Annotated in this window: 10 protein-coding genes; 2 read left to right on the top strand and 8 right to left on the bottom strand. The window is 74.8% G+C overall.

Annotated elements, in window-relative coordinates:
* Positions 1-21: 21 nt before the first annotated feature.
* The gene (locus tag M0M48_RS03605) at positions 22-1,392 is read right to left on the bottom strand and encodes a Vgb family protein (protein ID WP_257750099.1); all 1,371 of its coding nucleotides are present in this window, start codon (positions 1,390-1,392) and stop codon (positions 22-24) included.
* Between the two features lie 205 nt (positions 1,393-1,597).
* Here M0M48_RS03605 and M0M48_RS03600 point away from each other — a divergent pair, with 205 nt between their 5' ends.
* Together M0M48_RS03600 and M0M48_RS03595 are read left to right on the top strand one after the other, a co-directional pair.
* Positions 1,598-2,524 carry a hypothetical protein gene (locus tag M0M48_RS03600; protein ID WP_257759303.1) on the top strand — a complete coding sequence of 309 codons (927 nt, stop codon included), beginning with the start codon at positions 1,598-1,600 and terminating at the stop codon, positions 2,522-2,524.
* A gap of 3 nt (positions 2,525-2,527) precedes the next feature.
* The gene (locus M0M48_RS03595) at positions 2,528-5,026 is read left to right on the top strand and encodes a tetratricopeptide repeat protein (RefSeq protein ID WP_257750097.1); all 2,499 of its coding nucleotides are present in this window, start codon (positions 2,528-2,530) and stop codon (positions 5,024-5,026) included.
* 7 nt (positions 5,027-5,033) lie between these two features.
* Here M0M48_RS03595 and M0M48_RS03590 read toward each other — a convergent pair whose 3' ends face one another.
* From M0M48_RS03590 to M0M48_RS03560, 7 genes are all read right to left on the bottom strand, one after another.
* Positions 5,034-5,927, bottom strand: coding sequence for a GNAT family N-acetyltransferase (locus M0M48_RS03590; RefSeq protein ID WP_257750096.1), 894 nt, complete (start codon positions 5,925-5,927; stop codon positions 5,034-5,036).
* Positions 5,924-6,766 (bottom strand): hypothetical protein, encoded by an 843-nt coding sequence (locus M0M48_RS03585; RefSeq protein ID WP_257759302.1) that lies wholly within the window; start codon positions 6,764-6,766, stop codon positions 5,924-5,926. Before M0M48_RS03585 ends, M0M48_RS03590 begins: the two co-directional genes overlap by 4 nt.
* 13 nt (positions 6,767-6,779) lie before the next feature.
* On the bottom strand, positions 6,780-8,576 hold the full coding sequence (gene metG / locus M0M48_RS03580) for a methionine--tRNA ligase (protein ID WP_257750094.1): 1,797 nt from the start codon (positions 8,574-8,576) through the stop codon (positions 6,780-6,782).
* 23 nt (positions 8,577-8,599) lie between these two features.
* Positions 8,600-9,547 (bottom strand): N-acetylmuramoyl-L-alanine amidase, encoded by a 948-nt coding sequence (locus M0M48_RS03575; RefSeq protein ID WP_257759301.1) that lies wholly within the window; start codon positions 9,545-9,547, stop codon positions 8,600-8,602.
* Positions 9,544-9,831, bottom strand: coding sequence for a hypothetical protein (locus M0M48_RS03570; RefSeq protein ID WP_257759300.1), 288 nt, complete (start codon positions 9,829-9,831; stop codon positions 9,544-9,546). The genes M0M48_RS03575 and M0M48_RS03570 overlap by 4 nt, the downstream gene beginning before the upstream one ends.
* Before the next feature lie 109 nt (positions 9,832-9,940).
* Entirely contained in the window at positions 9,941-10,576 is a 636-nt protein-coding gene (locus M0M48_RS03565; protein WP_215816325.1) for a DsbA family protein, read from the bottom strand.
* Between the two features lie 56 nt (positions 10,577-10,632).
* Positions 10,633-12,282 carry a CHAP domain-containing protein gene (locus tag M0M48_RS03560; RefSeq protein WP_257750093.1) on the bottom strand — a complete coding sequence of 550 codons (1,650 nt, stop codon included), beginning with the start codon at positions 12,280-12,282 and terminating at the stop codon, positions 10,633-10,635.
* Between the last annotated feature and the right edge of the window lie 95 nt (positions 12,283-12,377).

Below are 12,377 nucleotides of genomic sequence, written 5' to 3'. Positions count from 1 at the left end.
CCAGCACCGGCCGGGCCGCGGTCAGCGCAGGCGCGACCGCGCGGCCAGGCAGCGCACCGAGCTCGACGGTGCGGAGGCCTTGACCACGACGTACACCTTGCCGCTGCCGCGCTTGCGCACACCGAAGGCGAACTTGCCCGCGGCGTTGGCCCGGCCGGCCCCGATCTTGCGGGCCTTGCGGCCCTTCTTCTGGAAGGCGAGGACCTTGCCCGGACGGCAGGCGGCGACCGACGAGGTGACCCGGCCCTTGACCCGCTTGCCGGCGCTGCTGAGCTTGACCGCGCGGGCGACGTTGCGGGGCGGGAAGAGGCTGCCGTTGATCGTGATCGCGCCGACCCGGTTGGCGCCCTGGTCGATGAACCACAGCCGGCCGTCGGCGCCGAAGGCGATGTCGCGCGGGCGCCAGGGCGCGATCCGGACCCGGGAGATCGTGCCGGAGGTGGTGATCCGGCCGATGCCCTCCTTCTCGGCCCACCACAGCGCGCCGTCGGGGCCGAGCGTCATCGAGCTGGGGATCGGGTGCACGTTGCGGGCCAGCTGGGGCAAGGTCCAGGAGGTCAGCCGGCCCTGGGAGAAGCGGCCGACCATGCCGCCCTCGGCGCTGCTGATCGGTGAGCCCGGCGCGAAGGCCGTCGCCCACAGCCCGCCGTCGCGGGCGAAGGCCAGCGAGGTGGCGTCGATGTTCGGGTTGGGCCAGCGCACCGGGAAGGACGTCGCACTGCCGGCCTCGTCGATGCGGCGCAGGTAGCCGCCGGCGTCACCGTGCCAGAGCGCACCGTCGGGGGCGAGCGCCACCGGCGACGGCGCGAGGTAGGACCCCGGGGCGCTCCAGCCCTCGAGCGCGCTGCCGTCGGGCGTCTTGCCCAGCAGCCGGTAGACCTTGTCGCCGCCGGCGCCACCGGTCTCGGTCATCCACACGCCCCGGGTCCGGCCCGCGACGATCTCGTCGAAGATCCGGCCGCTGGCGTTGGTGCCCATGCTCTCGACCGCGCCGGAGGTGGTCGCGCGCTGGACCTTGGCCCGGCTGTCGGAGAGGAACCACAGGTAGCCGTCGGCCCCGGAGGCGAGCCCGGTCGGGCCGCTGCCCGAGCTCGTGACCGGCACCGGGAACTCGGTGATCGCGCCGCGCGCGGTGACCCGGGCCAGCTTCCAGCCCTTCGCCTCGCTCACCCACAGGTTGCCGTCCGGGCCGCGCACGATCGAGTCGAGACCGGCGCCGGCCGTCGGCACGGGGTAGGTGGCGATGCTCGGCCCCCGGGTCGGTACGGCGGCCCGCTCGGCGGGCCCACCCGCGCTCGGCCCGTCCGCGCCCGCCGCGCCCGCCGGGTCCGCCCCGGTCAGCACCCCGGCCAGCAGCACCCCGGCCGCCATCGCTCCCACGCTCCTGCGCACCTGCCACCACTCCTCGTCCTCCGCGGCCGCCCGGCACGGCACCGGTGGCTCGGCCCGAGCCTGACCCCGGCGCGGCACCGGGCACCGCGATCCCGACGGTTCCCGAACACGTCCTCGGCGACGCTAGTCGGCGCGCCTCCACACACCGCAGGACGAGAACCGTGAACCGGTGGACCGCTCGGAGCACGTGGTAGTCATGGGCGGTATGACGTCCCACCGGCCACGGTCCCGGGTCGCTCCCGGTGACGAGATGGCCGACCTGCTCGCCGCGGCCCTGCGCGACCAGGGACGCTCGCTGACCTGGCTGCGCGAGCGGCTGCACGACCGCGGGGTCCGGGTCAGCCTGTCCGCGCTGAGCTACTGGCGCTCCGGCGAGCGGCGGCCCGAGGGCGCGGCCTCGGCCGAGGCGATCGGTGTGATCGAGGAGCTGCTCGCCCTGGCGCCGGGGACGCTGGGCGACCGGATCGGTCCCTCCCGCCGGCCCGGGGTCCCGGCACGCACCGCCCAGGTGGGCGAGATCGTCGACAGCAGCGGTACCGACGCCCTCGCCCGGGCCCTCGACGCGCTGGACCTCGCGGACGCGCCCTCGCGGACCCTCGACGAGGCGGCGTCGTTCACCGTCGACCTCGACGACCGCGGCTGCTTCGCGTCGATCCGCTCGCGACTGCGCATCCGCGCGCTGGACGAGGGCGTCGCCCGGGTCCCGCTGTGGTTCCTGGTCGACCGGCCGGTACCGGAGCCGCTGCGGCTGTCCGGCCTCCACGGCGCCGTCCCGGCCCGGCGGGTCGACGACCTCGCGGCCGGTCTCGCGGTCCAGGAGGTGCTGCTCGAGCGGCCTCTCGGCCCGGGCGAGGCGACCGTGGTGGAGGCGACCTTCGAGGTGCCGCGCGCTCCGGGGGACGGTGCCGCCGTCGACACCGAGTTCGTGCTGAGCCCGCCGCGCCGGACCAGCGAGATCGAGCTGTGGGTCCGGTTCGACCGCGCCCGGGTGCCGGCCGCGTGCACCCTGCACAGCGCCGAGCTCGGCGGGCCGGCGAGCACGGTCCGGATCGACCTCAGCGACGTGACCAGCGTGCACCACGCCGTGCGCGGGTTCGGTCCGGGCTCCGTCGGCGCGCACTGGACCTGGTGACCCGTGCCCGTACCCGTGCCGGAGAGCCTGGACGACGTCGCGGCCGGGCTGCGCGCCCTCCGCTCCGCCGCCGGCAGCCCCTCGTACGCCCGGGTCGCGGAGCGGGTCGTCGCGGCCCGCCGCTCGCGCGGGGTGCCCGAGGCCGAGAGCCACGTCGGCCGGATCACCGTCTACGACTGCTTCCGCGCGGGCCGGCGCCGGGTCGACGCCGACCTGGTCGCCGAGATCGTCCTCGCCCTCGCGTACGACGACGCGACCGCCGATCACTGGCGGGGCCGGGCGCGGGCGGCCCAGCACCGGCGCGACGCCGGCATGGTCGGGACCGCGACCGCGACCCCGCCGCCCCCGGACGAGCCCTCGATCGAGCGGTCCGAGCTCGCCGCCGTCCTCGCCGCGGTGGCCGCGGGGGCACGGGTCGTGGTCATCGACGGCCTGGCCGGCAGCGGCAAGACCCAGCTTGCCCGCCGGGCCACGGAGCGGCTCCTCGCGCTGGGGCGGGTGAGCGAGCGGCTCGAGGTCGACCTGCGCGGCTTCCACGACACCTTGCCGCCGGTCGAGGCCGAGGCGGCCCTGAGCGCCGCGGTCCGCGCGGCGGACGACGGCAACGCCCCGGCCGCGGTCGCCGCCCGTCGCCAGCGCTACGCGACGCTGCTGCGCGAGCTGCCCCGGGTCGTCGTCCTCGACGACGCGGCGAGCGAGGACCAGGTGCGCCCGCTCCTGGTGCGGTCCGGGCCGAGCGTCCTCCTGGTGACCAGCCGGCGCGCGCTGCGCCTCGACGGTGCCGCGGCGGTCACGGTCGGCTCGTTCTCGGCGGCCGAGTCGGTCCGGCTGCTGGGAGCGATCGCCGGGACCGACCGGGTCGCCGCCGAGCCCGCGGCCGCGGCCGCGCTCGCCGAGGCGACCGGCCACCTCCCGCTCGCGGTCTCGCTGGTCGCCACCCGGGTCGCCGCCCGCAGCGACTGGTCGCTGGCCGACCTGGTCGCGGTCGCCGACGCCCGCCGGCGCAGCCTGCGCGTCGACGACGCCGTCGCCACGACCCTCGCGGCGACCTACGGCGTGCTGAGCCCCGCCGCCCAGCGCCTCCTGCGGCTGCTCTCGGCGCCGCCCGTCGAGCACCTCGACGAGACCGCGGTCGCGGCCGTCGCCGACGCGCCGCCGGACCAGAGCGCCGCCGCGCTCGCCGAGCTGTGGCGCCACCACCTGCTCCAGCGCGCGGCGCCGTACCGGCTGCGGATGCACCCGCTGGTGCGCACGTTCGCGCTCGACCGCTCCCAGGACGAGGACCGCCCGGTCGAGCGCGCCGACGCCCAGCACCGCCTCGCCCACCACCTGCTCGCCCTGGCCTGGGCCGACCACGTGCACCTGCGCTCGGGCAACGGCCGCCCGCCGCCGGCCGGGCTCGCGCTGCCCCATCTCGACGCCGACGAGGCCCGCCGGCGGGTGGAGCGCGAGGCCGACACGCTCGTCCTGCTCGCCGGTCTCGCCGACGGCCCGCTGACCGATGCGCTGCCCGACCTGGCCCGCGCGGTGGCGTCGCGCCTCGACCAGTGGGGCCGGTACGGCGACGCCCGGATCCTGCACGAGCGCGCCTGGGCCGTGGCCCGCGCCGCCGAGCGCCCGGACGCCGTGCTCCGCGCCCGGCTCGACCTGGGCCGGACGCTGGTCCGGCTGGGCGACCTGGACGCCGCCGGCGAGCACCTGGGCGCGGTCCATGCCGGGCTCGAGGAGGCCGGCTTCCCGACCGAGGCGCGCGAGGCGCTCAACGCCCTCGCCATCGTCGCCGCCCAGCAGGGCCGCCCGGACGAGGCGGCCGCCCGCTTCCGGCGCTGCGCCGACCTCGCCGCGCAGACCGGCGATCTCGTCGGCCAGGCACTCTCGCTCGACAACGTCGCCATCGTCGAGCACCGGCTCGGTCACCTCGCCGAGGCACTGACCTACCACCAGCGGGCCCAGGAGGTCGCCGTCCGGGCCGGCGCCACGGCGCCGCGGGCGCAGAGCCTGGTCAACTCCGCCGTCCTCCAGCTCACCCTCGGCGACCCGGCCGCCGCGCTCGGCTCCGCCGAGGAGGGCGTCGGCCTGGCCGGCGAGCTCGGCCTCACCCCGGTCCGCGGCTACGGCCTGACCGCCTGGGGGCGGGCGCTCACCGCGCTCGGCCGGGCGGAGGAGAGCCAGGAGCACCACGAGGCCGCGCTCACCATCGCCCGCCAGGTCGCCGACCCGGTGCTCGAGGCCTCGGCCCACTGCGGGCTCGGCGGCACCCGGCTCGCGCTCGGTGAGCACGACGCGGCCCGGGCCCGCTTCGAGACCGCCGTCGGCCTGGCGACCCGGGCCGGGCTGCTGCCCGAGCAGGTCCGGGCGCTGCGCGGACTGGCGGACACGGCCGCGGCCCGGGGCGACCACGCGGCCGCGACGATCCACCGCGGCGCCGCCGAGGAGCTCGTCGCCGGGGCACCCGAGGCCGACCGCGCCTACATGCGCTCGTGGCTCGACGGTCCCGGCTGAGCCCCGCTCAGCGGACGACGAGCTGGACGGTGTCGGCCACCGGCTCGTAGCCCAGCGCCAGGTAGAGCGCGTTGGAGGTCGGGTTGGCCTGGTCGGTGAACAGCGTGACCCGGTCCCCGCCCGAGCGCAGCAGGCGGGACACCTCGGCCACCGCGGCGCCGGCCCAGCCGCGACCGCGCAGCTCGGCGGGCGTGTAGACGGGACCGACCCGCGCGACGCCGTACGACGCCGGGTTGGCGCCGGTCAGGTGCACCGGGCGGTCCTCCTCGTCGACCCAGAACCACAGCACGCCCTCAGCGAGCTTGCGCTCCACGTCGGCCATCCCGAAGGCACTCGCCTCCTCGAGGTGCCCGGCCGGGCGGCCGGCCTGCTCGTCGGCGTCGGCGAAGAACCGGTGGATCCAGGCCAGCGCGAGCTCGGCCTCGTCGGCGCGCACCGGGCGCAGGCGGCCGGCGACGGCGCGCGGCTCGACGAGCGTGCCGAGCTCGAACAGCCGGAAGTGCACGTGCACCTCGACAGCGCCTCCGGTCGCCTCGGCGACCGCCGCCGCGAACACGTCGGCGGCCGGCCGCAGCCCGGTCACCCCGCCGACCTCCTCGCCGCGCGCGAGCACCGCGGCGGCGAGCGCGCGGACCGCGTCGTCGGGCATCGCCAGCAGGTAGACCGGGTAGGGCGCGAACGGTGCGGTCCGCATCGCCAGCCCGGCGATCTCCCCCGCACCGTCGCGCACGACCGCGAACCACGCGTGCGGTACGCCGGCCGGCGGCCCGTGCGCGGCGAAGCGGTCGGCGGTGGAGGTGACCACCGTCGCGGTCACCGGGTCCTCGGCCAGCCGATCGCCGGCGACCGCGAGGAAGGCGGCGGGGTCGTCGGTGAACCAGACGTCGTGGGACTCGGTCATCGGTCGCGCTCCAGCTTGTAGTGCAGCCTCATCGCCGTCGCTCCCCACAGCCGCAGCACGTGGTCGGTCCGCAGCACATCGCGGTCGTCGACGTAGAGGTGGAAGGTCTCGTGCACCGGCACCCGGGCAGCGTAGGTCGCGCCGCCGTCGGCCGCCACGACATAAGCGCCGTCGTCGCCGAACCGGCCCGAGGGCGAGACGAGCCGGAAGGAGCCGTCGGGCAGCACCTCGGGGCGCAGGAAGACCTGGAGGTTGCCCGACTCCAGCGGGAAGGCCACGTGCACCGACGCCCGTACGGCGTCCGGCAGCCGCCGCGTCGCGTAGCACCCGCTGAACACGTAGTCCCCCGTGGCCCGCAGGGTGCGCAGCCAGCCGGCGCCGACCTGGTGCCCGGCGGCATCCCGGATCACCGACACCCGGCTGTCCATCCCCTGGGCCACGTCGAGCGGGCGCATGGGCAGCGCGAGCTGCTCGATGCGTTTGCCGAAGACGCGCGAGACCAGCTCACCGCCCGGCCAGGCCCACGGCGACCAGCCGCTCCACACCTCGACCCGCCAGTCGGAGGTGTGCTCGTAGAAGTCGCGCACCTGCGGCGCCACGTCGCGCGCGCGGAAGCCGGGTCCGCCGAGCTCGTCGAGCGAGGCGAGCAGGCCCGCACCGGGCGTCGCGTCGTCGACCGTGCCGCCGTGTAGGGCCGCCTCGGCCGCCAACCAGCCGTCGCGGACCACGGCCGAGTCGCTGGTCGGGGCCCGCAGCCAGGCGTGCTCGCCGGCCACGTCGATCGGCCGCCCGAGCGCGCGCCAGAACTTGCGCGTGCCGAGGTCGACCAGCGGCGTCACGAGCACGACCGGATCAGGCGCCCAGGCGGGCGAGCTCCTCGTCGATCACCGACGGGTCGAGCTTGACGAAGACCGGGCTCGGCTTGGCGACCGCACGGCCGACCTCGATCGGCCGGCGGCGCCAGGCCGGGAAGCCGGTGTAGTCGCCGGTGATGATCGGGTAGCCGCGCGTGGTGTCGTCGAGGTCGCTGACCTCCTCGATCCGCGGCATCGGCGCGATCGCGCCGGAGCCGCCGAGCGCCTTGTCGACCTCGTTGGCCGAGAACGGCAGGAACGGGCTGAGCACCAGGTTGAGGTCGGCGACGCACTGGGCCATCACGTGCAGGATCGTGCCGAGCCGCTCGCGCTGCGCCTCGTCCTTGAGCTTCCAGGGCTCGGAGTCCGAGACGTACTTGTTGACCTCGGCGACGGCTCGCATCGCCTCGCCGATCGCCTGCTTCTGGCGGTGCTTGCCGATCAGCTCGCCGACCGAGGTGAAGGCACCCTCGACGGTGTCGAGCACGGCCTTGTCCGCGGCGCTCAGCTCACCGGCGGCCGGCAGCTCGCCGAAGTTCTTGGCGATCAGCGTGGCCGTCCGGTTGACCAGGTTGCCCCAGCCGGCGACGAGCTCGTCGTTGGTACGGCGCACGAACTCGGCCCAGGTGAAGTCGGAGTCCTGGTTCTCGGGGCCCGCCGAGGCGACGAAGTAGCGGAAGGCGTCGGGCTGGTAGCGCGCGAGCAGGTCGCGCACGTAGATGACGATCTTCTTGGACGAGGAGAACTTCTTGCCCTCCATCGTGAGGAACTCCGAGGAGACGACCTCGGTCGGCAGGTTGAGCACGCCGTACTCGCGGGGCTCGCCGCCCTTGTCGCCCTTGCCGGCGTAGGCGAGGAGCTCGGCCGGCCAGATCTGGGAGTGGAAGGTGATGTTGTCCTTGCCCATGAAGTAGTAGGACAGCGCCTCGGGGTCGTTCCACCACGCGCGCCACGCCTCGGCGTCGCCGGTACGCCGGGCCCACTCGATGGACGCCGAGAGGTAGCCGATCACCGCGTCGAACCAGACGTAGAGCTTCTTGGTCGGGTTCTCGCGCCAGCCGTCGAGCGGCACGGCGATGCCCCAGTCGATGTCGCGCGTCATCGCGCGGGGGCGGATCTCCTTGAGGATGTTCTTGGAGAACCGGATGACGTTGGGCCGCCACAGGCCGGTCGCCTCGCGCCCGTCGAGCCACTCGGTGAGCGCCTCGGCCAGCGCCGGCAGGTCGAGGAAGAAGTGCTGGGTCTCGATGAACTCCGGCTTCTCGCCGTTGATCTTGGAGCGCGGGTCGATCAGGTCGTGGGGGTCGAGCTGGTTGCCGCAGTTGTCGCACTGGTCGCCGCGGGCGCCGTCGTAGCCGCAGATGGGGCAGGTGCCCTCGATGTAGCGGTCCGGCAGGGTGCGCCCGGTCGACGGCGAGATCGCGCCGTAGGTCGTCTGCTCGACGAAGTAGCCGTTCTCGTAGACGCCGAGGAAGAGCTCCTGGACGACGGCGTGGTGGTTGCGCGTCGTGGTGCGGGTGTAGAGGTCGTAGCTGACGCCGAGCCCGACCAGGTCCTCGACGATGAGCCGGTGGTTCTGGTCGGCGAGCTCCTGCGGGGTCAGCCCGGCCTCGTCGGCGGCGATGAGGATCGGCGTGCCGTGCTCGTCGGAGCCCGACACCATGAGGACGTCGTTGCCCGCCATCCGCTGGTACCTGCTGAACACGTCGGACGGCACCCCGAACCCGGCCACGTGGCCGATGTGGCGGGGACCGTTGGCATAGGGCCAGGCGACAGCGGAGAGGACGTGCGTCATGTCCTGAATCCTAGGGTCGACCCCTACGCGTTGAAGCGGCGGATCCGGCGGGCGGTCCGGGCGCGGATCCGCGGCAGCTCGGCGTACAGGTAGCGGCCGGGGCAGTCGGTGTCGTTGGTGTCGCGGTGACCGTCGATCACCGGGAGCACCACCGCGCGGCCCTTGCGGTACTTGTCGCTGCCGCGGGAGGTCACCTTGATGGTGCCGGCGGCGTTGCGGTGGTACTTGGCCAGCTTCCACGCCGCGACCCGGGTGACGCCGGCGATCACGGCGTCGCTGGGCGCGACCACCTCGTGGTTGCCGAGCACCGCGATGCCCACCGAGACGTGGTTGAACCCGAGGGTGTGCGCGCCCTGGGTCTCGTGCTTGGGACGCCGGCGCCCGGCCCAGATCCGGCCGAAGCGGTCGACGAAGAAGTTGTAGCCGACGTCGGACCAGCCCAGGGACTTGGTGTGGTAGCGGTAGATCCCGCGCAGGATGCCCGGCACGTCGGCGGCCGCGTAGTCGTTGCCGGTCGCGGTGTGGTGGACGTGGACCTGCTTGACCGTGCGGACCTGCACCGGCCGGCCGCTCGCCCAGGTCGGGTCGGCGCCCCACTGGGCGCGGGAGTAGAACGCCGGCTGCCGGTTCGGGGCCTTCTTCTTGGGCTTCGCGCCGGTGCGGGCGGTGACGGCCGCGTCGGAGGCGGCGGGTGCCCGGGTGGGCGTGACCGTGCTGTCGGCGCTGCGGACGCCGGGGTCGATCAGGGTGAGCACCGGCTGCACGATCGCGCCGTCGACCTCGACCTGGACGCCGTCGCTCGGGCCGACCCAGACCGGCTCGGTGGCCGACGGGGTGGCCCGGCCCTCGGCGGTGGCCGGGTCCGGCCGGTCGTGCAGCACGGGCAGCCGGCGCCAGGCGCTCCAGGCGCCGCCGGCCGCGCGCACCCGGGCCCGCACCCGGACCGCGCCGCGTCCGTCGCGCCAGGTCACGCCGAGCAGCGCGAAGCGGTCGGTGTCGAGGGGGCGGCGGTGCGCGCCGGTCCCCCGGCGCGGGCCAGACCGCCGGCGCCGATCGCCAGCGGGACGTCGACCGCGGAGACCGGGCTGTCGGTGCCCTCGGCGCGCAGCCGGACCCGCGGACCGGTGGTGGCGGGTGCGGGCGCCGCACCCGCGGGCGCGGCGCCCGAGGCGAGCGCGACCACCGGGACGGCGGCCACCGCGGCGGCCAGCCCGGCCAGGTCACGACGGCGGAAGGACGAGTCCGAGAAGCTCATGACCATCGAGCATGCGTCATCGGAGGCCGCTGCGCGAGTCCTCGCTCCGCGTGTCGCCGATCGCCGGGACTAAATCACACCCGTCACACCAGTCACAGGGGTACCAGGCTCAGCTGAAGTCCAGGTCGCCGTTGCGCGCGCGCTTGAGCTCGGAGAAGTACGGGAACGCGGCGACGGCCACGGTGCCGTCCCAGAGCTTCCCGGCGTCCTCGCCCCGCGGGATCCGGGTCAGCACCGGGCCAAAGAAGGCGGTGCCGTTGACGTGGATCGTCGGCGTGCCGACGTCGTTGCCGACCGCGTCCATGCCCTCGTGGTGCGAGCGCGCCACCGCCTCGTCGTACGACGCGTCGCCCGCGGCCTCGATCAGGCCGGCGTCGAGACCGACCTCGGCGAGCACCTCGGCGATGAGGCCGAGGCCCCCGTCGGGCTCGTGGTCGAGGCGGCGGCCGTCGAGGTGGATGCGCTGGCCGAAGGCGTCGTACATCGGGCGGAGCACCTTGTCGCCGTAGCGCTCCTGGGCGGCGATGAGCACCCGGACCGGGCCCCAGGCAGGCGCGAGGAGGTCGCGGTACTCCTGGGGGATGTCCTTGTCCTGGTTGAGGTAGGCCAGGCTCATCACGTGCCAGGAGACCTCGACCGGGCGGACCTTCTCGACCTCGAGGATCCACCGCGAGGTGATCCAGGCGAAGGGGCACAGCGGGTCGAACCAGACGTCGGCGCGGTTGCGCTCGGAAGTGTCAGCCATGCTCCACCAAACCTCCGGCTCCCCTCCGCGCATTCCCGCGCGGAGGTGAACATTCCTCAGCGGACCTGGACCGACCCGGTCACCCGCGCCGCGGGAACCACCGTCGAGCCGAGGTAGCGCACCCGGACCGCCTTGGTGCCCTTGGGCAGCTTGGCGACCACCCGGGCCACGCCGTTGGCGTCGAGCCGGACCGTCTGGGACCAGCGCCCGATCTTGATGAGCGCCTGGCCCGGGACCGGGCTGACGCCCGTCGCGAGCACCCGGACCCGGACGATCGCGCGGCCGCGCTCGGAGCGGGTCTTGAGCCGGAAGATCGCCGGCGAGGTCACCGGGGTCGAGGCCGGCAGGGTCGTGTGGAAGGGCAGGTACTGCGCCCGGGTGGCGGTCATCTCGGCGGTGACCCGGCGCCCGACGTCGGCCGCGGTGAGCCGGTACGCCGCGCCGGTCGCGCCGGCGATCGGCACCCCGTCGCGCACCCACTGGTAGGTCACGGCCGTGCCGGTCGGGGTCAGCGTCCCGGGCGTCACGGTGAGCACCTGGCCCAGCGCCGGGCGGCCGGTGACGGCTGCGGGCGTGGTCGGCTGGATGACGCCGGCCAGCACCTGGCCCACCGGGTAGGCCGCCGAGACCATGTTGGCGTAGCCGGCCTGCTTGGCGACGACCTTGACGCTGATCTTCTTGCCGACCAGGGCCGCGGTCAGCGGCAGCCGGGCCGTGGTGTTGTCGGGGACCCGCACGCCGTCGGCGAACCAGCGCCACACGGTGGTGCTCGGCACCGGCGCCCAGGTGCCCGCGCTCGCGGTGATCACGTTGTCGAGCAGCAGCGTGCCGGTCACGACCGGCGCGGCACGCTGGGCGAAGTCGCCCTCGGCGACCGCACCGGTGGCCACGGAGTCCTGCACCCCGCTGGTGGCGCCCTTCTTGCTGGCGGTCACCCGGGCCGTGATCTTCTTGCCGACCACGGCCGCCGTCGGCGTGTAGGTCGCCGCGGTGGCCCCGGCGATCGCGGCGCCGTCGGCCAGCCACTGGTAGGCGTAGCCGGTCGGCGAGCCGGACCAGGTGCCCGCGGTGGTCTTGAGCGCGACGCCGACCTTCGGCGTACCGGTGACGACGGGGCGCGCGGTGGCGCCGACCTTCTTGTCGACGATGTGGATGAAGCCGGTCGGCCAGCGGCCGCTCGACTTGGTGATCGAGCGCCAGTGGAAGGTGCCGCCCCAGCTGTCCTCGGAGATGATGATCTCGGTCGCCGAGACGACCCGCTCGACGTAGGCGACGTGGCCGGCCGAGCCGCTGCCGTTGGAGTAGCGCCCCCACCAGGCGACCGCGCCGACGTTGGGCACCTGGTCGGTCATGCTCGAGAGGAACTTGCCCCATTCACTGGCGTTGCCGCCGCCCGACCACGGGCGGGTGGCCGGTCCCCCGGCCTTGATCATCCGGTAGGCCACGTAGTTGGTGCAGTTGTGGCCCGAGTACATGTTCCAGTACATCTTGCCGTTCGCCGCGCCGTAGCCGCTGTCGGAGTAGCCGGCCTTGTTGCAGGCCGCGTAGCCCGTGCACAGGTAGGTCGTCGCCGCGCTCGGCACCACCCGTCCGGAGTGCTCCGCGGACGGTCCGGCGAGGACCACGAAGGTCGCCACGAGCGCGCTGGCCAGGACTCCGGTCCCCCAGCGCGCGACCGATCTGTGCCCAGGTCCCCGCAAGCGCATGTCGAACACCTTCGGGCACAAGCACCCCAGAACGCAACAAAAACCCCCGAAATCTCACCATTCACAGGCGTGTCGCGTTGACAAAAGTGAATTAC

This window comes from Pimelobacter simplex (assembly GCF_024662235.1).
In the GTDB taxonomy this organism is placed as follows: Bacteria; Actinomycetota; Actinomycetes; order Propionibacteriales; family Nocardioidaceae; genus Nocardioides.
Note: the sequence above shows the minus strand (reverse complement) of the source record. Positions and strands in the feature narration are given on the sequence as shown.